This window comes from Kitasatospora sp. NPDC059973, assembly GCF_042737525.1.
Classification (GTDB): domain Bacteria; phylum Actinomycetota; class Actinomycetes; order Streptomycetales; family Streptomycetaceae; genus Kitasatospora.
The window spans coordinates 1-18,752 of sequence record NZ_JBHWUI010000104.1; the positions used below are offsets into that span (position 1 = coordinate 1).

Genomic DNA, 18,752 nt, shown 5'->3' on the forward strand with positions numbered 1-18,752 from the left:
GCCCGGGGCCGAGGCCCGGGCGGGCGTCCCGGCGGGCCGGGAGCGGAGCGGCTCAGGAGGAGAGCCGGCGCATCAGCCGGACGCCCTGCGCCGCCGTCAGGTGCGGCAGGTAGGCCTTCCCTATCGCCCGGGTGATGCTGGGCAGCGCCGCCGGGTCGGGGTAGGCCATGTACAGCGGCCGGTACTCCGGCTGGAACTTCGCCTTGAAGGCCAGCAGCGAGCGGAACCCGTAGACCGGCTCCAGCACCCGGCCCATCCAGTCCAGCGTGCGCTGCAGCCCGGTGGGCGGCGCGTCCTGCCCGGAGCGGGCCAGCGGCGCGCCGGAGAGCGAGACGAAGCGCGCGCCCTCCTCCTTGAAGCCGAGCGCGGCCGAGGCGATCAGGAACTCCGTCACCCCCCGGAAGCCGTCCGAGCGGCGGCGCATGAAGTCCAGCGTCCAGCCGACCGGCACCCCGTCCTCGTAGACCGGCATCCAGCTGGTCAGCCCGTGCACGACGCGGTCGCCGTCGACGGCGATCAGCAGCCGGACCGCCGGGTCGTCCAGCTCCTCCAGGCCGCCGAGGGTGAAGCCCATCTCGGGCAGGCCCTTCTCGGAGACCCACTCCTCCGAGATCGAGCGGATCTGGTCGCGCAGGGCGAGCGGCGCGTCGTGGTAGGCCCACCACTCGGCGGTGATGCCCTGCTTGCCCGCCTTGTTGAGGGCGGTCCGGATGTCCTGCCACTTGCGGCCGGTGAAGGCCAGTCCGGGCAGGGCGACCACGGTGTCCTCCGCCACCTGGAGCGAGCGCCAGCCGAGCTGCCCGGCGGCGTCGCTGGTCTCCGGGGTGACGCTGTAGAAGCAGGGCGTCCAGCCGCGGGTGTCGCAGTACCGGGCGAAGCCGGCCACCGCCCGGCGTCGGGCCTCCGGCTCGCCGAACGGGTCGCCGGTGGTCAGCGCCACGGTGGAGAGCACCCGGTAGGCGACGGCGGCCCGGCCCTCCTCGTCGAACCAGTAGTGGTTGCCGTCCCAGGTGGTGAGGAAGGACAGCGTGCCGCCGCCGTGCGCGGTGAGCAGCGCGCGGGCGCGGGCGGCGTCCTCGGCGTCGGCGTGCACCACCGGGCGGCGGAAGGCGACCAGCAGGGCGGTCAGCGCGACCACCCAGAACGCCAGGCCGCAGTACGTCTCCAGGAGGCGGGCCGGCGGGCCGACCGCTATCGGGTAGTCGGGCAGCAGGTCGTTGTAGGCGGGCGGCAGGAACTGCGCCGGCAGTCCGGCGACCAGGCCGCCCACCCCGGCGCGGGGGTCGAACTCGCCGGCCACCAGCCGGCCGAACCCCACGTACGCGGCCGCCGCGGCCAGCGCCGCCCCGCCGGTGACGAGGGCGAGCCGGCGCAGCACCGCGGCCGGCAGCCGCAGGCCGAACCGGTGCCGGGTGGCCAGCAGCAGGCCGGTGGTGAGCAGCGGCAGCAGCAGCGCCTCGACGAAGTACTGCACCACGTCGCCGGCGCCGGTGCCGGTGCCGGCGAACAGCCAGAGCAGCAGCGCCGCCCAGAGCAGTTCGGTGGCGACGGTGATCCGCCAGGCCAGCCGCAGGCCGCGGCGCAGGCCCTCGGCGAGGACCAGCAGCAGGGCCGGGAAGAGCGCGGCCATCAGCCGCGCCGGGGTGTCGAATATCCGCTCGACGGCGTGCGCGCGGGCGCAGTCGTGGGCGGACATCGCGCAGAAGTCGGCGACCTCGTCCGGGGAGAGCCGGTGCGAGAAGTACAGCTCGGAGAAGGTGTTGAAGGGCCCCGCCGCGTTGTCGTACAGCGAGGCGACCAGCGGCCCGAGGGCGGCGGCCACCAGGCAGAGCGCGACCAGCACCCGGGTCTCGGTGTGCGAGGAGCGGTGCGGGCGCAGCTGCCACCGGCGCCGGGCGAGCAGCGCGCCGATGCCGAGGCCGAGCAGCGCGCCGGCGCTGCGCTGGACGCTCTGCAGGTGGCCGACGTACAGCGTCATCACCAGCGGGACGAGCACCACCAGCAGGTGCAGCCGGCGGCGCCAGAGCACGCTGAGCCGGTAGCCGAGCACGCCGGCCAGCGCGAACAGGCCGACGACCGGGCCGGTCGCGGTCTGGTCGTCGACGGCGAGGGTCCACTGCTCGCCGGCCCGTGAGCCGAAGGCGACCAGTCCGGTGCCGAGCAGGGTGCCCAGCACCTGCCCGCCGACCAGCACCAGGAGGGTCCGGCGCCGGCCGAGCCGGCTCTCGGCGGCCGGGCCGACCAGGAGCAGCAGCAGGCTGGTGAAGACGTACGAGCCCGCGCTGGAGCACCAGAGCAGCGAGGTGAACGGCGTCCACCAGCGGCCCTCGCCGAGGGTGGGCAGGCCGACGCCGATCTGGGCCAGCAGGCCCCGGGAGGGGCCGCCGGCCAGGCTGCCGGTGGCGGCGCCGACCGTCCAGAGCAGGCCGAGCAGCGCCAGGGTCAGCGGCGCGGCGCGCAGCCGGTCGGCGATCCCGGTGACGGCCTGCCGCCCGGGCTGGGGGGCCGGCTCGGGGGCGGTCGCCACCGGTACCGGCCCGGGGCCGTGGTCGTGCGCGCGTTCACGCTCGCGCTCGCGTTCCCGTTCGCGGGCGGCGACGACCGCCGGAGCCGCGCTGAGCCGGATCACCGGATCAATCCCGTCTGTTGGGCCAGCCACGGCAGTTGGTCGACGATTCCGGGCCGGAACACCACCCAGCCGTGCCCACCCGGCATCAGATCGAACCTCGCCTTCATCCCGGCGTCGAGCGCCGCCTGGTAGACCTTCTCCTGCTGCGGGCGGAACTCGCCGTCGGTGCGGCCGACGACGATCGCCGCCGCGGTGTCCGGGAACCGCTTGCGCCGCATCACCTGCAGCGGATCGATCGCGTCGAACTTGGCGTGGTCACCGCCGAAGGCGGCGGCGACGGTCTGCTCCCGGGTACCCAGGGTGGGTTCCTCCTGCCCGGACATGTCGAGGAACGAGCCGTAGACGTCGGGGGCGTTGACGGCCATCTGGAGCGCGCAGGTGCCGCCCATCGAGGCGCCGCCGATGGACCAGGAGCCCCGGCCCTTGGCGGCCTGGAGGTGCTGGTGCACCCAGTTCGGCACGTCCTCGGCCAGGTAGGTCTGCACGTTGCCGAGCTTGGAGTCCATGCAGAGCGTGTTGTTCCAGATCGACCCGAGCTGGTCGGGCATCACCACGATCGGGGCCAGGCCGTCGTGCTCGGCGGCGAACGCGTCCAGCGCCTCGTTCACCTGGCCGCCGAGCACCCAGTCGCCCGGGTTGCCGGGCTGGCCGGTGACCAGGACCACCACCGGCAGCAGCGGGCGCGGGCTGGCCTGGTAGGCGGGCGGCAGGTAGATGTACGCGTCGCGGGCCTTGAAGCCGGACTTGCCGCCCGGTATCGGCTCGATCGAGACGGTGCCCTTGGCGGGCAGCCCGGGCGGCGCCTGCCAGACGTCGGCGAGCACCTTGCCGGGGGGCGGGCTCACCGTCCGGGCGTCGAAGCCGGTGGTGAGGCCCTGGGTCTTGGAGAGCCAGGGCGCGAGCATGACCCGGCCGCTGGGGTACTGGCCGAACCCGCGGTTGACCTGGGAGGAGGCCATCAGCAGCACCAGCGCTCCGGCGGCGACCGCCAGCAGCTTGCCGCGCCGGCCGAGCCGGGGCATCCGGAAGCCGGCCAGGCAGAGTCCGAGGAGCGCGACGGCGATCCACCAGGTGACGTAGCGGGGCAGGCCCTCCGGGAAGGGGTGCCACCAGTCGTCCACGACGACGTCCAGCACCAGGCTGAGCGCGGCGGCGCTGAACAGCGCGGCGGGCAGCCGGCGGTTCCACCAGCTCCGGCCGCGGGCCAGCGCGAGCAGGAGCAGCGAGCCCCAGCCGGCGGCGAGCACGGCGAGCGGGATCGGGCCGTGCGTCAGCGGCCAGTCGATCGGGTTCCATTGGACGGCGAGCGTGGCGGTGGTCATGTACGTGTCCCCGGCCGGGTGGTGTCGGCCAGGAATCCGTAGGCGACCACGTTTCCCTGGTAGCCGTGTTCCTCGCTGTACCCGCCGCCGCACGTGATCACCCGGAGCTGGGCGTCGGCGGCCTGGCGGTACACCCGGTCGTCCGGGAAGTCCTTTCGGTCGTGCACTTCGATGGCGTAGAGCTGGTAGACGGCGGTCGCGCCGTCCTCGCGGGCGATCTCGATCCGGTCGCCGCGGTGCAGCGCGCCCAGATGATAGAAGACGGCGGGCCCGCTCTGGTTGTCGACGTGCCCCGCGAGGATCGCGGTGCCGCGCTGACCGGGGGTGGCGCCGCCGCGGTACCAGCCGGCGAGATTGCGGTCGGCCGCCGGGGGCGTCTGGAGGCGGCCGTCGCCGTCCAGTCCGAGTCCGGTGACGGGGGCGTCGAGCTTGACGGCGGGGATCCTGATCCGGGTCGGGGCGGAGGGGCCGAGCGGGGGGACGACGGAGACCGGGGCGAAGCCGGAGAGGGACTGTCCCGCACCGGGGGCCGGGGGCAGTGCGGCGTGGCCCCCGTCGTTCAGCAGCCAGGCCCCGAGGACGATCGCGGCGCCGACCGCCAGGGTACCCGGCCACGGGCTCCTGCTCTGCTGGGCGCCCACCCGGCGCTCCCCTCTGCTGACAGCTCGATCGTTCCTGAGAGTTTCCTGGGAACAATTCAACCGGATTGGACCTTAAGGCACGTCCATACGATGGTCCTACCGACACCCCCCGATCGGCAGGGCTACCGGCTCGATCCGTGCTCCGGGTAGGGGGGCGAACACGGGGAGAGACCGGATCCCGCCGGATGGACCGCCCCCGAGTCCACCTGCATGACCATCGACAATCTCGGACACCTGTCCGGTTGCACCAATCGGGCGATCAGTTGCGACCGTTCGTGGTGGATCACCGACCGATCGTGTCCGCGTGCCATGCTGACCCCGTTCACAGGCCTATCACCGCACTTGTCCGACCGGGCGCCTCCGGTCCGCCGCACGCCCCACGAACGGAGTGACCATGGACGCTCTCTCCCGCCGCACCCTACTGGCCGCCGGAGCCGCGACCGCAGCCGCCCTCACGGCCGGCTGCGGCACCAAGGGCGGCGCCGGCGGAGCGCAGGCGGCGACCCCGGAACCGGCCCCGGCCAGCCCCGCGGCGGACCACGCCGGCCCGGGCTCCGCGCCCCCGAAGGCCCCGGTCACGCTGATCGGCGACGGCTCCACCTCGGACACCGGTGCGCAGCCGAACCAGCCCGCCGTCGAGCCGCTGAAGCTCGGCGAGCGCCCGCCGCAGTTCGTGGTCTTCTCCTGGGACGGCGCCGGCGAACTGGACAACGGCCTGTTCCGCCGGTTCCGCCGGCTGGCGCAGGAGCACAACGCGTCGATGACCTTCTTCCTGAGCGGCCTCTACCTGCTGCCCGAGGCCAAGAAGGACCTCTACCGTCCGCCGCAGCACAAGGTCGGCGCCTCCGACATCGGCTACCTGTCGGACCAGCACATCCACGACACCCTGGAGAACCTGCACGCGGCCTGGCTGGAGGGGCACGAGATCGGCACCCATTTCAACGGGCACTTCTGCGGCGCCACCGGCGTCGGGCAGTGGTCGCCGCAGGAGTGGGACAGCGAGATCCAGCAGGCGATGGACTTCGTCACCAACTGGAAGACCACCACCGGCTTCACCGACCTGCCGGCGCTGCCCTTCGACTACCGCAAGGAACTGATCGGCAGCCGCACCCCGTGCCTGGAGGGCCAGCGCAACCTGCTGCCGACCGCCGTCAAGCGCGGCTGGCGCTACGACAGCAGCGGCAACGGGACGCAGGTCTGGCCGCAGAAGATCCAGGGCGGGGCGCTCTGGGACCTCCCGCTGCAGTCCATCCCCTTCCCCGGGCACACCTTCCAGGTGCTGTCGATGGACTACAACATCATGTTCAACCAGTCCGGCAGCAACACCAAGGCCGACCCCTCGCTGCACGCCGCGTACCAGACCCAGGCCAGGGACTCCTACCTGATGGGCTTCGAGCGCGCCTACAACGGCAACCGGGCGCCGTTCGTCATCGGCAACCACTTCGAGCAGTGGAACGGCGGCATCTACATGAACGCCGTCGAGGACGCGCTCAAGGAGATCGCCGGCAAGCCCGGGGTGCGGCTGGTCTCGTTCCGCCAGCTGGTCGACTGGCTGGACGCCCAGGACCCGGCGGTGCTCCGCAAGCTGCAGGGCCTCGCCGTCGGCCAGGCGCCGACCGGCGGCTGGGAGACCTTCCTCGGCTCCCCCGCGCCGGCCGGTGCCGCCGCCGGCTGACGCTACGCCGCCTTCCGGACCCGGCCGCCGAGCAGCGCGCCCACCAGCGCCACGCCCGTCATGGTCAGGAAGATCACGGTGAACGCGCCGACCGAACCGGAGCCCTCGGCGCCCCCGTGGGCGGCGGCCACCGAGCCGCCGCCCAGCGCCGAGAAGAGCACCCCGGACAGCCCCACCAGCAGGACGTTGCCGAGCGCGTCGCTCATCTGCAGCGAGGCGGAGTTGGCCCCGGCGTCCTCGGGCGTCGACAGCTTCATCATCAGCACGCTGACGCTCGCCACCGTCAGCCCCATCCCGATCCCGCCGACACCCCAGGCCGCCGCCGCCACCCAGGCCGGCACCGCCGGGACCAGCACCAGCGCCGCCCCCGCGATCGCCACCGCCGTCAGCAGGAAACCCCAGCGGATCATCGCCTCCCGGTACGGCTCCGCGCCCGGCCGGCCCTGCAGCCAGGAGCCGAGCGCCCAGGAGAGACCGCCGCTGGTCAGGGTCAGACCGGCCAGCGTCGGCGACAGGCCGCGCTGGGTCACCATCATCAGCGGGATGAACGCCTCCGCCGCGAAGAACGCCCCGGCGGCCACGCCGCGCAGCAGGATCACCGTCGGCAGCCCGCGCGCGGCCCGCAGCGTCCCGGCCGGCAGCAGCCCCAGGACGGCGGGCACCAGCAGCGCCACCCCCGCGAACGCCGGGAGCAGCCCGATCAGGTCCAGCCGCTGGCCGGCGTACTGCAGCAGGCCGGCGCCCAGCGCCGCCATCGCGGCCATCCTGCTCCGGCGGCGGTCGAATTCCGCGCCCTTCAGCACCGGCTGCTCGCGCTCGGAGCGGCGCAGCGCCGGCCCCATCACCGCGAGCGGCAGCAGGATCAGCGCCGGGACGGCGAGGAACACCCAGCGCCAGCCCAGGTGGTCGGTGACGGCGCCGGAGACCACCGGGCCGACGATCGAGGGCAGCACCCAGGCCGAGGAGAAGGCCGCGAACACCGACGGCCGCAGCCGCTCCGGGTAGGCCCGGCCGACCACCACGTACAGCGCGACGATCACCAGCCCGCCGCCCAGGCCCTGGATCGCCCGGCCGGCCACGAAGACCCACATGCCGGGCGCCGCCCCGGCCACCACCAGACCGGCCCCGAACACCGCGATGCCGGTGAACAGGGGTCGCAGCGGACCCCGCCGGTCGCACCACTGGCCGGAGACCACCAGGGCGAACAGCGTGGTGGTGAAGTACCCGGAGAAGGCGAAGGCGTACAGCGGGAGCCCGTCCAGCTGGCGGGCCGCCACCGGCATCGCGGTGTTGACGGCGGTCGCCTCGAAGGCGAGCAGCAGGACCACCGAGACGATCCCCAGGGTCAGCGCCCGGTAGCGGCCGGTCAGCACGCCGCCACCGGGGTCGGTCTCGTCGGGGGGTGTCGGGCCGGAGTCGACCGAGGTGGCGGAGGCTGTGGTCATGGGTCATATCGTAAGGCCCGTAGTGCACCATGACCCCTGACCGGTGGACCGGTTCCGCGTGGTCCGCAGGGCCTAGGGCCGGGGCCCCGGCCCGCGGGGCGACCGGCTCAGTGCAGCACCTTGAGGCCCACCACGCCGGAGACGATCAGCAGCAGGCAGCCGATCCGCGCCGCGGTGACCGCGTCCCCCAGGACGGCCATGCCGTAGAGCGCCGTACCGACCGCGCCGACGCCGACCCAGACCGCGTAGCCGGTGCCGATCGGGATGGAGCGCATCGCGTACGCCAGACCGCCCATGCTGAGCGCCAGCGCGACGGCGAAGACCACGGTGGGGACGAGCCGGGAGAAGCCCTTGGACGAGTCCAGGGCCACCGCCCAGACGGTCTCCAGGACACCGGAGACGATGAGAACGAGCCATGCCATGACGAGGGACCTCCGCAGTCAGCAGCGGCCGGGTTGCCGCTGTGCTGCGCCGTCTTGTCGTCACCGGGTACGACGCGCTCGTCCGGGGTGGCCGGAGTCCGGCCACCTGTTTCGACGGTAGCACGACCCGCCACGCAGAATTTACACAAGGACATTGACGGGCCGCCCGCCATTCCGCCAAGATGAATTCACCAACACGGCGAACGACGACAGGAGTCGGCAATGAACAGGAAGACGGTGGCCCTTCTCGCGCCCCGCGCCTGTGCCGCGGCTCCCCGGTGTTGTCGCGCCTGTCGCTGTTGCCGCCACGCCTGAGCGCATCTGCGGAACAGCTCCTCCCACGGCCGTGTGCCCGAGTGGTTTAGGGAACCGCCTGCAAAGCGGTTTACACGGGTTCGATTCCCGTCATGGCCTCCACCGAAATGAATGCGCCGGTCCGCGAAGAATTCGCGGACCGGCTGTTCGGCATTCTCCCGGCCGGATATTCCGGCCCCCCGAATACCGCCGGAATTCACCCGAGGGCGGGGCGGCTGCCCCGCCCCGCGGTCAGCCGGCGACGGCGTCCTCGGGCCGGATCGGCAGCCGCCCGACCGGCAGGCCGGTCGCGGCCCGGACGGCGGCGGCCACGGCGGCCGGGGCGACCACCGCGGGGGCCGCGCTGACCGCCTTGGCACCGAAGGTGGCGACCACGTCGCGCTCCTCGACCAGGGCGGCGATCCGGACCTCCGGGGTGTCCAGGGCGGTCGGCAGCCGGTAGCCGGTGAGCGAGGGGTTCAGCAGCAGGCCGCCCTCGGTGCGCAGGTCCTCCAGCAGCGCCAGCCCGACGCCCTGGGCCACGCCCGCCTCGATCCGGTCCTCGATCTGACGCGGGTTGAGCGCCCGGCCGACGTCCTGGGCCACCGTCACGTCCACCACCCGGACCGCGCCCAGCTCGATGTCCACGTCCACCACCGCGCGCATCGCGCAGAACGCGATGGAGACGAAGGCGTCACCGTGCCCGGCCTCGTCCAGCGGCTCGGTGGGGTGCGGGCGGCACTGCGCGGTCGCCCAGAGCTCCTTGCCCTCCAGCGCCTCGGCGACCGGCATACCGAGCACGCCGTCGTAGGAGGTGATCTTGCCGTCGGAGATCTGCAGCAGCTCGACCGACATCCCGAAGTCGGCGGCGATCGGCTGGAGCAGCTGGTGGCGGACCATCAGCGCGGCCCGCTCGACCGCGCCGCCGGAGACCCAGGTGTGCCGGCCGCGGGCGGCGGGCCCGGCGATCGACTGGTCGCTGTCGGCCGGTGCGATGTAGACCTCGTTGATCCCCAGCACCGACTGCACGATCTGCCGCGCCAGGGTGGCGAAGCCCTGGCCGGAGTCGACGGCGGCGCAGATCACCGTGGCGTGGTCGCCGCTGACCCGCACCGTCGCGGTGGAGACCTCGTCCTCGCCCTCGGCGCCCAGCATGTGCACCATGCCGACCGCGTAGCCGATGCCGCGGCGCACCGCCGCCGGGTCGCCGGCCCCGCCGGGCCCGCCCGGCAGCAGCCACTCGGCGTCCGGGTCGTCCACCGGCAGCGGGGGCAGCGGCTCCTCGGCGACGGCCTCCAGCAGCGCGGCCACCGGCGCGGGGCAGGTGACGGCCTGTCCGGTGGGCATCGGGTCTCCGGTCGCCATCGCGTTGCGCCGGCGGATCTCCACCGGGTCCACGCCGACCCGGGCCGCCAGCTGGTCCAGCTGCGACTCGTAGGCGAAGCAGGCCTGCAGGGCGCCCTCGCCGCGCATCCGGCCGGCCGGAGGGTTGTTGGTGCGCACCGCCCAGGCGTCCACGAAGACGTTCGGGCAGACGTAGGGCCCGACCGAGAAGGCGGTGGCGGCGGCCAGCGCCTCGGCCGAGACGTCCGCGTAGGCGCCGCCGTCCAGCAGGATCTGCGCCTCCACCTTGACCAGCTTGCCCTCGGCGTCGGCGTGGTGGCGGTAGCGCAGCAGCGCCGGGTGGCGGGAGGTGTGGGTGTGGAACGACTCCTCGCGGGTGAGGGTCATCTTCACCGGGCGGCCGGTGCGCAGCGCCAGCAGCGCCAGGGTCACCTGGAAGGAGAGGTCCTCGCGGTCCGAGGTGGCGCCGGGCACGCCGGTGACCACCAGTCGGACCCGGTCCGGCTCCAGGCCGAGGCAGGCGGCGGTGCGGTCGCGGTCGCCGTGCGGGTCGGTGGACGACAGGTGCAGTTCGACGCCGCCGTCCGGGCGCGGCACGGCCAGACCGGCCTCCGCGCCGAGCGGCGCCGGGTCCTGGCGGCCGACCTGGTAGAGGCCCTCGACGATGACCTCGCCGGCCGCGTCCGGGTCCCCGGTGCGCAGCGGCAGGTGCCGGAAGAGGTTGCCGTCCGGGTGCAGCGGGCCGGCGGTGAAGGCCTGCTCGGGATCGGTCACCGCCTCCAGCGGCTCGTACTCGACGGTGATCAGACCGACCGCCAGCCGGGCGGTGTCCGGGTGGTCGGCGGCGACCGCGGCGACCGGCTCGCCGTGGTGGCGCACCACACCGGCGGCCAGCACCGGCCGGTCCGCGACGATCGGCCCGGCCGGGGCGCCGTCGGGGGTGCCGTCCGGCCCGGGCGGCAGGTCGGCGGAGGTGACCACCGCGTGCACGCCCGGCAGCGCGAGCGCGGCCGAGGTGTCGATGCCCCTGATCCGGGCGTGCGGGTGCGGGGAGCGCAGCACCGCGCCCCAGAGCAGGCCCTCGGCCCAGAGGTCGGCGGCGTACGGGTAGATGCCGAGCGCCTTCGGCAGGGCGTCGCTGCGCAGCGGGGAGCTGCCCAGCCCGAACGGCTCCCGTGCGCCGCCCTCGTCGCCGTCCTGCTGGGGTGCTGCGCCGATGTCGGTAGGCGACGTCATGATGCGTGGTCGTCCTCGGGGAGCCGGATGCCGTGGGCGGGGGTGGCACCGTACGGGACGCCGGAGGGGGCGACGCCCTCGACCGGGACCCCGTGCGGGGGCGTGTGCGCGTACGGCGTGCCGTGGGCGGGCGTGCCGTCGTACCCGGCCCCGTTCGGGGCCGTGCCGTCGAACCCGCCGCCGGGGGCCGGGATGCCGTGCGCCGGGGTCTGCTCGTAGACCGGGCCGTCGTACGGGGAGGCGTCGTAGCCGGACTGCTGCGGGTAGCCCCCGTCCGGGTAGCCGCCGGGCAGGTAGCCACCGGGGGCGCCCTGGTAGGGCTGCTGCTCGGGGTAGCCCTGCGGCGGGTAGTAGCCCTGCCCCTCGCCGGCCGCCTGGCCGGGGATGCCGGTGACGGGGGTGAGCACCGCGGTGTCGTACACGCCGGTGTCGTAGCCGCCGTGGCCGTCGGGGCTGCCGTAGGGCACGCCCGGGCCCGCCCCGCCGGTGGCCGGGGCCTCCTCGACGGGCGACTGCGGGGCGTGCGGTTGCGAGGCGTGCGACTGCGGGACGTGCTCGATCCAGGCGTCGGCGTCGGTGTAGACCGGCAGGTCGGCGGCCCGGGCGGCCGGCTCGGGCGCCGGTGTCCCGCCCGCGGGGGCGTCGCCGGCGGGCGCGGCCGCCCCGGCGGCCGCCGCGTGGGCCTCCTCCGCCTCCTCGGCCTCCAGGGCGCGGGCGTCGGCGACGGACTGCACCGCGGCCAGCACGCCCCGGTAGCCGGTGCAGCGGCAGAGGTTGCCGCAGAGCGCCTGGCGGGCCTCGACCTCGGTGGGCCGGTGGTTGCGCTGGAGCAGGTCGTGCACGGCCATCGCCATGCCGGGCGTGCAGTAGCCGCACTGCACCGCGCCGGACTCGGCCAGCGCCTGCTGGACCTCGCTGGCGCCGCCCCCGGCCGAGAGGCCCTCGACGGTGTTGATCTCGCTGTCCGCGGCCAGCGCGGCCGGCACCAGGCAGCCGGCCACCAGCTGGCCGTCCACCTGGACCGAGCAGGCGCCGCACTCGCCCTGCTCGCAGCCGTCCTTGGCGCCGGCCAGCCCGAGCCGCTCGCGCAGCACGTACAGCAGGCTCTCGCCGATCCAGGCGTCGGTGACGGGCCGTTCGAAACCGTTGACCCGCAGGGTGTACGAGGCGCAGGGGCGCAGCTCGCGGCTGACCTGCGGCGCGTGGTCGAACGGGCCGGCGTCGAGGGTTCCGATGGGGTCAGTGGTCACTTCAGCGCCCTTCCCAGTGCCCGGCGGGCCAGCACCGATACGGTACGCCGCAGCCGAACGGCGGCCGCGCTCGGCCCCTCGGTCACGGCCTCCCAGGCGCCCTCGGCGCCGTAGCTGTCGGGTACGCACGCGGCGGCCACGTACTCGCCGAAGGCGGCCGTCGCGGTGGGGTCGATCTCGCGGCTGCCGTCCCAGTCGATGCAGCCGGCCACCCAGGCCTCGGCCTCCAGCGGGCGCAGCGGCACCGGGGCGACGGCCCCGACGGCGCAGCGCACGGCGCGCCGGGCGGGGTCGAGGACGAGCGCGACGGAGGCGGTGGCGCGGGCCGGGCCGCTGCGGCCGGTGGCCTTGAGGAAGACCTGCGGGGCGTGCAGCAGCGGGACGCGCACCCAGGTGAGCAGCTCACCGGGGCGCAGCGGGTCGAGGCCGGTGAGCAGGTGGCTGACCGGGACCTCGCGGGTGGCGCCGGCCCGGGCGAGGGTCGCGGTGGCCTCCAGCGCGGCCAGCACCGGGAGGGTGTCGCCGGCCGGCGCGGCGGTGACGATGTTGCCGCCGAGGGTGCCGACGTTGCGCACCTGCGGGGGCCCCGCGGTCCGGGCCGCGTCGGCCAGGGCGGGGATGAGGGCCGCGAAGTCGGGGCGGTCCATCCGGGCGTGGGTGAGCCCGGCGCCGAGCACGGCGGTGCCGCCGTCCTCGTAGCGCCAGCCGCGCAGCTCGGTGATCCGGCCGAGGCCGATCAGGGCCGCGGGGCGCAACCGCCCGGCGTTGACGGCCTCCATCAGGTCGGTGGCGCCGGCCACCGGCACCGCGGCCGGGGTGGCGGCCAGCGCGTCGACGGCCTCGTCGAGGGAGGCCGGCAGCATGATCGTCCGGTTCACCTGGGTCCCACCGTGCTCCACTTGCTCATCGATCGCCTGCCGCCCGCGGCCCTCGGCCGGGGTGTCCGCGTCGGCAGCCCGGCCTGGCCCGTAGGGTACGGGCGATCGGGCCGGGTTGGGCAACTCTGGCACACAATGCTCGATGATCATTTCGGGACGGGCGAACGGAACTGCCCGATTGGGACGCATACCGGGCGGTATCTGCTCCGGCCCGAAACCGGACCGGAGCAGATGTTCATCTGTTCTTGACGTCGGATGACCACTCAGAAGTTCCCGGTCGCCATGGAGCCCGGTGGCCGATCGTGGTCAGACCGCCGGCGGCGCACCCTCGATCGGACGGCCGGCCACCCCGGGCCGGCGCTGCCAGGGGTGCGGCCCGTCGACCGGGCGGTACTCGACGCCGAGCGCGTCCAGCACGGCCCGGTGCGACTCCATCCGCCGCTCGAAGCCCGCGTAGTCGCGCTCGGCCGGGTCGGCGGGCAGCGCGGACCAGGCCACCTCCGAGAAGGCCGCCAGCCGGGGGAAGGCCCGGTAGTCGACGTCCCGGGCGCTGTCCATGAACTCGCTCCACAGGTTGGCCTGGGTGCCGATCACCCGGCGCGCCGCGGCCTCGTCGAGCTGCGCCGGCACCGGCTCGAAGCGGTACACGTCCTCCAGGGTGCGGACGAAGCCGACCGGGACCGGCTCGTCCTCGCCCGGGGCCTGCCGGTGGTCCAGGTACACGTGCTGCTCGGGGCACATCACCACGTCGTGCCCCGCCTGCGCGGCGGCGATCCCGCCCCCGTAGCCGCGCCAGGAGGAGACCGCCGCACCGGGCGCCAGCCCGCCCTCCAGGATCTCGTCCCAGCCGATCAGCCGGCGCCCGCGCTCGGCCAGCCAGCGGTCGAAGTGCCGGATCACCCAGCTCTGCAGCTCGTCCTCGTTGCTCAGCCCGAGCTCCTGGATCCGCTCCTGGGCCGCGGCACTGTCCTTCCACTGCTCCTTCGGGCACTCGTCGCCGCCCAGGTGGACGAACTCCGACGGGAAGAGCTCCAGGACCTCCTCCAGCACCCCCTCGAAGAAGCGGACGGTGGCCTCGGAGGGGTTGAGCACGTTGTGACTCACGCCCCAGTCCGTCCACACGCCGAGGGCGGCGGTGTCCACCACGTCGGTGTTGCCCAGTTCGGGGTAGGCGGAGATGGCGGCCTGGGAGTGACCCGGAAGGTCGATCTCCGGGACGACGGTGATCGCCCGTTCGGCGGCGTACGCGACGATCTCGCGCAGGTCGTCCTGGGTGTAGAAGCCGCCGTGCGGGCGGTCGTCGCGGCGCTGGGCGGAGCGGTAGCCGACCATCGAGCGCTCGCGCCAGGAGGCCAGCTCGGTGAGCTTCGGGTAGCGCTTGATCTCCACCCGCCAGCCCTGGTCGTCGGTCAGGTGCAGGTGGAGCACGTTGAGCTTGTGCGCGGAGAGCTGGTCGATGAAGCGCAGCACGTCGGACTTGGGCAGGAAGTGGCGGGCGACGTCCAGCAGCGCGCCGCGCCAGCCGAAGCGGGGGGCGTCCTCGATGTCGACGCCGGGCAGCACCCACCCGGTGTCGCGCAGCGGCGCCCGGCGGTAGGCGTCCGGGCCGAGCAGGCGGCGCAGGGTCTGCGCGCCCCAGAGCGCGCCGGCCGGGCCGCCGGCGGTAACCACGGCGCGGCCGGGGCGCACCGAGAGCCGGTACGCCTCACCGGCCAGCGCCGCGTCATGAACCAGTTCGATGCCCTCGCCGGGCCGCCCGGGACCGAGCGGCAGTCCGGTGGCGGCGGTCAGCGCGGTGCGCAGCCACCGCTCGGCACCGGACAGCTCCGGCGGCGCGGTCAGGGTGGTGGAGCGGTCGAGGGGGAAGTCCTGGTCCTGGAGGCGGACGGAACTCAAGGGGGCGGGAATGAGGTCCATTCCGCCATCCTGCCCCCGGCCCGGTCAATTGGCATAGACCACTTTGCACAATGCCGCACAGTGCAAAACGGCACCGTGCAGAACAGCGCCGTGCGGAACAGTGCCGTGCAGAACAGCAGCGTGCGGAACGGTGCCGTGCGGACGGGTCGGCGCCGTCCCGGACCGGGCGACCCGGCCGGGCCAGGCGGCCGGGCTACTTGTCGTCGCCGCCCTTGCCGTCCTGGGGCTTGCCGATGCCGTCGTAGATCTCCTTGCACATCGGGCAGACCGGGTACTTCTTCGGGTCGCGCCCGGGCACCCAGACCTTGCCGCAGAGCGCCACCACGGGAGACCCGGAGAGCGCGCTCTCCATGATCTTGTCCTTCTGGACGTAGTGCGCGAAGCGCTCGTGGTCGCCGTCCCCGTGGGACACCTGGGGGACGGGCTCGACCAGGGTGCCGGTGCCGAGGCCGCGCTCGGGCTCAAGAGTGCTCATAGGTGCCAAGTCTATGGGCGCCCCGGGAAACCGGGCCAGTGTCGTGCCGGCGGCCGCGCCCGCGGGGCCGCCGCGGGCGGCGCGGACCGGCCCGCCGGCCGGACCTCGGGTCAGTTCAGCGTGGGGTCGTCCGGGTACGTCGCGAGCAGCGCCAACGGGCCGCGCTGGCGGCGCAGCACGGCGCGCCACAGCCGCTCCGGCTCGGGGCTGGAGATGTCCCCCGGCTCGCAGTCGACCAGGTACCAGGCCCCGGTGCCCAGCTCCGCCTCCAGCTGCCCCGGCGACCAGCCCGCGTACCCGGCGAAGATCCGCAGGCCGCCGAGCTCACCGGCCAGCACCTCGGGCGGCGCCTCCAGGTCCACCAGGCCGATCGCCCCGTGCACCCGGCGCCAGCCGAGCGGCTCCACGGTCTCCGGCTCCCCCGGTGCCACCGCCAGGCCGAGCGCGGAGTCCAGCGCCACCGGGCCGCCCTGGAACACCACGGCGGGGTGCCCGACGAGGCCGCCCCAGCCGTCCAGCACGCTGCCCACCTCGACCGGCGTCGGCCGGTTGAGGACCACACCGAGCGCCCCCTCGGCGTCGTGGTCGAGGAGGAGCACCACCGCCCGGGCGAAGTTCGGATCGGTGAGCACGGGCGTAGCGACGAGCAATCGGCCGGTGTGCGACCGGCCTCCGTGCGTATGGGCCGCCGTCATGTCTCACATGATCCCGCAGAACCACCGGGGCCGGACACCTCGACGCGAAGCCGGCCGGCGAGGGCCCGCCACCCGCCGCGGACGGCGGCGCGAACACCCGTACGGACGCACCGGCGGGCGCGACACCCCCGGGCGGGAGCACCATCAGCGGGAGAGGCAGACGGGAACCACCGATACGCCTACTACCATCTACTGATGGTGGACGCCCTTATGCGGTGCCGACTCGGTCACGCCGGGGGCCCGAGCGCGCCCGTACGACCGGTCCACCGCCCGGCTCCCACCCGGAGCCGCACCCACTCCTCTGGCACCCCGGATTGCGAGAACGATGACCGACGACGTCCTGCTGGTCCACGGCGGAAACCCGCTCGAAGGCGAGATCCGCGTCCGCGGTGCGAAGAACCTGGTCCCCAAGGCCATGGTCGCCGCCCTCCTCGGGCAGGGCCCCAGCAGACTGCGCAACGTCCCGGACATCCGCGACGTCAAGGTGGTCCGCGGCCTGCTCCAGCTGCACGGGGTCACCGTGCGCACCGGTGACGAGGACGGCGAGCTGATCCTCGACCCCTCCCACGTGGAGAGTGCCAACGTCGCCGACATCGACGCGCACGCCGGCTCCTCGCGCATCCCGATCCTCTTCTGCGGCCCGCTGCTGCACCGCCTCGGCCACGCCTTCATCCCCGGCCTCGGCGGCTGCGACATCGGCGGCCGCCCGGTCGACTTCCACTTCGAGGTGCTGCGCCAGTTCGGCGCCAGCATCGAGAAGCACCCGCAGGGCACCTACCTGGTGGCCCCGCAGCGCCTGCGCGGCACCCGGATCGAGCTGCCCTACCCCTCGGTCGGCGCGACCGAGCAGGTGCTGCTCACCGCCGTCCTCTGCGAGGGCGTCACCGAGCTGCGCAACGCGGCCGTGGAGCCCGAGATCGTCGACCTCATCTGCGTGCTGCAGAAGATGGGCGCGATCATCACCATGGGCACCGACCGGACCATCCTGATCACCGGTGTGGACGAGCTCTCCGGCTACAACCACCGCGCCCTGCCGGACCGCCTGGAGTCCGCCTCCTGGGCCTGCGCGGCGCTGGCCACCAAGGGCGACATCTACGTCCGCGGCGCCCGCCAGCTGGAGATGATGACCTTCCTCAACACCTTCCGTAAGGTCGGTGGCGCCTTCGAGGTGGACGACGAGGGCATCCGGTTCTGGCACCCGGGCGGCGAGCTCAAGGCGATCGCCCTGGAGACCGACGTGCACCCCGGCTTCCAGACCGACTGGCAGCAGCCGCTGGTCGTCGCGCTGACCCAGGCGACCGGCCTGTCCATCGTGCACGAGACGGTGTACGAGTCGCGGCTGGGCTTCACCGGGGCGCTGAACCAGATGGGCGCGCACATCCAGCTCTACCGCGAGTGCCTGGGCGCCACCCCGTGCCGCTTCGGCGCCCGCAACTTCCTGCACTCCGCGGTCGTCTCCGGCCCGTCCAAGCTGATGGGCTCCGAGCTGGTCATCCCGGACCTGCGCGGCGGCTTCTCGTACCTGATCGCGGCGCTGGCGGCCGAGGGCACCTCGACCGTGCACGGCATCGACCTGATCAACCGCGGCTACGAGAACTTCATGGAGAAGCTGCGCGACCTGGGCGCCCACGTCGAGCTGCCCAACGAGCGGCTGGTCACCGCCTGACCCGGGGCCGGGTTCCCTTCGGGGAGCCCGGCCGCACGGCGAGAGGCCGGGCTCCCCGAAGGGAGCCCGGCCTCTCGGCGTTCAAGGGGTTGCTCAGGCGCCCTTGGCGGCTTCCTTGAGCTTGGAGCCCGCGCTCACCTTGGCGCTGTAGCCGGCCGCGATCTGGATCGGCTCACCGGTCTGCGGGTTGCGGGCGGTGCGGGCAGCGCGGTGGGTGCGCTCGAAGGTCAGGAAACCGGGGATGGTGACCTTCTCGTCGCCCTTGGCGACGACCTCGCCGACGATCTCGGCGAAGGCGGCCAGAACGGCGTCGGCGTCCTTGCGGGTCACCTCGGCGCGCTCGGACAGCGCGGCCACCAGCTCACTGCGGTTCATGTGTACTCCTGTGGTCTGTTCGCTTGCGGTGTGCGGGGGCCCATCGGTGCTCCCCTCCGGGGGCACCCGGACAGGCCGCAGGTCCGCACACAGTGCTCATTCAGGCAATGCGTGGTCGCAGGCCGGGTTCGCGCCCTGTGCCGCGGCCGGTGCCGTCGACGGCCCGTCTGCCTGCCTGGATACGAATCCTGCCCCGACCGGCCCCGAGAAAGCCAATCGGGCCCCGGCCGTGCCACCCGAACAAAGCCCGCCCGCCGGAGGTGTGACGCTCCGTCGGCTCCGGCGGACCGGGCGCGGGCGGCGGTCGGGACGACGCGCCGGAAGACCAGGGGGACGTTCCGTACTTGTCGGACACGCCTGCCCCGTGCAGGGCTACCGTACGCCCTAGGCCCGACAAGCCCAAACACGCCCCTCGCCCTTGTGTCGCAAGGGTTCGGGGCGGGCTTGGGCGGGTAAGGACGCTAATCGGTCATTTGACCGATCCGCGA

Annotated in this window: 14 protein-coding genes, 1 tRNA gene and 1 riboswitch; of the genes, 3 read left to right on the forward strand and 12 right to left on the reverse strand. The window is 74.0% G+C overall.

Features of this window, described 5'->3' with window-relative positions; genetic code table 11:
* Nucleotides 1-52 precede the first annotated feature (52 nt).
* From ACFWA9_RS25685 to ACFWA9_RS25695, 3 genes are read right to left on the reverse strand one after another with little or no spacing between them, the layout of a single operon-like run.
* Nucleotides 53-2,629: a DUF2156 domain-containing protein gene (locus ACFWA9_RS25685; protein ID WP_352296272.1), complete on the reverse strand. Its 2,577-nt coding sequence runs from the start codon at nt 2,627-2,629 to the stop codon at nt 53-55.
* Nucleotides 2,626-3,951 (reverse strand): alpha/beta hydrolase-fold protein, encoded by a 1,326-nt coding sequence (locus ACFWA9_RS25690; protein WP_329487868.1) that lies wholly within the window; start codon nt 3,949-3,951, stop codon nt 2,626-2,628. The genes ACFWA9_RS25685 and ACFWA9_RS25690 overlap by 4 nt, the downstream gene beginning before the upstream one ends.
* Nucleotides 3,948-4,592 carry a class F sortase gene (locus tag ACFWA9_RS25695; RefSeq protein WP_329487869.1) on the reverse strand — a complete coding sequence of 215 codons (645 nt, stop codon included), beginning with the start codon at nt 4,590-4,592 and terminating at the stop codon, nt 3,948-3,950. The genes ACFWA9_RS25690 and ACFWA9_RS25695 overlap by 4 nt, the downstream gene beginning before the upstream one ends.
* Nucleotides 4,593-4,986: 394 nt before the next feature.
* Between ACFWA9_RS25695 and ACFWA9_RS25700 the strand changes: the two genes are divergently transcribed.
* Nucleotides 4,987-6,267 (forward strand): hypothetical protein, encoded by a 1,281-nt coding sequence (locus ACFWA9_RS25700; protein WP_329487870.1) that lies wholly within the window; start codon nt 4,987-4,989, stop codon nt 6,265-6,267.
* 2 nt (nt 6,268-6,269) lie between these two features.
* Here ACFWA9_RS25700 and ACFWA9_RS25705 read toward each other — a convergent pair whose 3' ends face one another.
* Nucleotides 6,270-7,712, reverse strand: a complete 1,443-nt coding sequence (locus ACFWA9_RS25705) for an MFS transporter (RefSeq protein WP_380390052.1) — start codon at nt 7,710-7,712, stop codon at nt 6,270-6,272.
* Between the two features lie 107 nt (nt 7,713-7,819).
* On the reverse strand, nt 7,820-8,134 hold the full coding sequence (locus tag ACFWA9_RS25710; protein ID WP_380390054.1) for a DMT family transporter: 315 nt from the start codon (nt 8,132-8,134) through the stop codon (nt 7,820-7,822).
* Between the two features lie 43 nt (nt 8,135-8,177).
* Nucleotides 8,178-8,243, reverse strand: a riboswitch (guanidine-III (ykkC-III) riboswitch).
* A 233-nt stretch (nt 8,244-8,476) separates the two neighbouring features.
* Between ACFWA9_RS25710 and ACFWA9_RS25715 the strand changes: the two genes are divergently transcribed.
* Nucleotides 8,477-8,551, forward strand: a tRNA-Cys gene (locus tag ACFWA9_RS25715).
* Nucleotides 8,552-8,680: 129 nt separating this feature from the next.
* On the opposite strand, the gene ACFWA9_RS25720 is transcribed toward ACFWA9_RS25715, so the two are convergent.
* The 6 genes from ACFWA9_RS25720 to ACFWA9_RS25745 all read right to left on the reverse strand — a co-directional run bounded on the left by ACFWA9_RS25720 (nt 8,681) and on the right by ACFWA9_RS25745 (nt 16,223).
* Nucleotides 8,681-11,008 carry a xanthine dehydrogenase family protein molybdopterin-binding subunit gene (locus ACFWA9_RS25720; RefSeq protein ID WP_380390055.1) on the reverse strand — a complete coding sequence of 776 codons (2,328 nt, stop codon included), beginning with the start codon at nt 11,006-11,008 and terminating at the stop codon, nt 8,681-8,683.
* Entirely contained in the window at nt 11,005-12,258 is a 1,254-nt protein-coding gene (locus ACFWA9_RS25725) for a 2Fe-2S iron-sulfur cluster-binding protein (RefSeq protein WP_380390057.1), read from the reverse strand. The genes ACFWA9_RS25720 and ACFWA9_RS25725 overlap by 4 nt, the downstream gene beginning before the upstream one ends.
* Nucleotides 12,255-13,121 carry an FAD binding domain-containing protein gene (locus ACFWA9_RS25730; RefSeq protein ID WP_329492115.1) on the reverse strand — a complete coding sequence of 289 codons (867 nt, stop codon included), beginning with the start codon at nt 13,119-13,121 and terminating at the stop codon, nt 12,255-12,257. Before ACFWA9_RS25730 ends, ACFWA9_RS25725 begins: the two co-directional genes overlap by 4 nt.
* Nucleotides 13,122-13,442: 321 nt before the next feature.
* Nucleotides 13,443-15,053 (reverse strand): beta-N-acetylhexosaminidase, encoded by a 1,611-nt coding sequence (locus ACFWA9_RS25735; protein WP_329487874.1) that lies wholly within the window; start codon nt 15,051-15,053, stop codon nt 13,443-13,445.
* 193 nt (nt 15,054-15,246) lie between these two features.
* Nucleotides 15,247-15,528, reverse strand: coding sequence for a DUF3039 domain-containing protein (locus ACFWA9_RS25740; protein ID WP_329487875.1), 282 nt, complete (start codon nt 15,526-15,528; stop codon nt 15,247-15,249).
* A 110-nt stretch (nt 15,529-15,638) separates the two neighbouring features.
* A complete protein-coding gene (locus tag ACFWA9_RS25745; RefSeq protein ID WP_329487876.1) occupies nt 15,639-16,223 on the reverse strand; it encodes a YqgE/AlgH family protein in 585 nt (194 codons plus the stop codon).
* 325 nt (nt 16,224-16,548) lie between these two features.
* On the opposite strand from ACFWA9_RS25745, the gene murA reads away from it, so the two are divergent.
* Complete coding sequence (gene murA / locus ACFWA9_RS25750) at nt 16,549-17,889, forward strand: UDP-N-acetylglucosamine 1-carboxyvinyltransferase (protein ID WP_329487877.1); 1,341 nt, start codon at nt 16,549-16,551, stop codon at nt 17,887-17,889.
* A 93-nt stretch (nt 17,890-17,982) separates the two neighbouring features.
* Here the strand turns inward: murA and ACFWA9_RS25755 are convergent, their stop codons facing one another.
* Nucleotides 17,983-18,264 (reverse strand): HU family DNA-binding protein, encoded by a 282-nt coding sequence (locus ACFWA9_RS25755; protein ID WP_030059737.1) that lies wholly within the window; start codon nt 18,262-18,264, stop codon nt 17,983-17,985.
* Nucleotides 18,265-18,752: the final 488 nt, after the last annotated feature.

Bases quoted from the DNA above. Each gene is read 5' to 3' on its own strand.
- ACFWA9_RS25745 (WP_329487876.1), bottom strand. From the start codon at position 16,223: ATGACGGCGGCCCATACGCACGGAGGCCGGTCGCACACCGGCCGATTG.
- ACFWA9_RS25705 (WP_380390052.1), bottom strand. From the start codon at position 7,712: ATGACCACAGCCTCCGCCACCTCGGTCGACTCCGGCCCGACACCCCCC.
- ACFWA9_RS25740 (WP_329487875.1), bottom strand. From the start codon at position 15,528: ATGAGCACTCTTGAGCCCGAGCGCGGCCTCGGCACCGGCACCCTGGTC.
- ACFWA9_RS25720 (WP_380390055.1), bottom strand. From the start codon at position 11,008: ATGACGTCGCCTACCGACATCGGCGCAGCACCCCAGCAGGACGGCGAC.
- ACFWA9_RS25710 (WP_380390054.1), bottom strand. From the start codon at position 8,134: ATGGCATGGCTCGTTCTCATCGTCTCCGGTGTCCTGGAGACCGTCTGG.
- ACFWA9_RS25700 (WP_329487870.1), top strand. From the start codon at position 4,987: ATGGACGCTCTCTCCCGCCGCACCCTACTGGCCGCCGGAGCCGCGACC.
- ACFWA9_RS25755 (WP_030059737.1), bottom strand. From the start codon at position 18,264: ATGAACCGCAGTGAGCTGGTGGCCGCGCTGTCCGAGCGCGCCGAGGTG.
- ACFWA9_RS25690 (WP_329487868.1), bottom strand. From the start codon at position 3,951: ATGACCACCGCCACGCTCGCCGTCCAATGGAACCCGATCGACTGGCCG.
- ACFWA9_RS25735 (WP_329487874.1), bottom strand. From the start codon at position 15,053: ATGGACCTCATTCCCGCCCCCTTGAGTTCCGTCCGCCTCCAGGACCAG.
- ACFWA9_RS25730 (WP_329492115.1), bottom strand. From the start codon at position 13,121: ATGCTGCCGGCCTCCCTCGACGAGGCCGTCGACGCGCTGGCCGCCACC.
- murA (WP_329487877.1), top strand. From the start codon at position 16,549: ATGACCGACGACGTCCTGCTGGTCCACGGCGGAAACCCGCTCGAAGGC.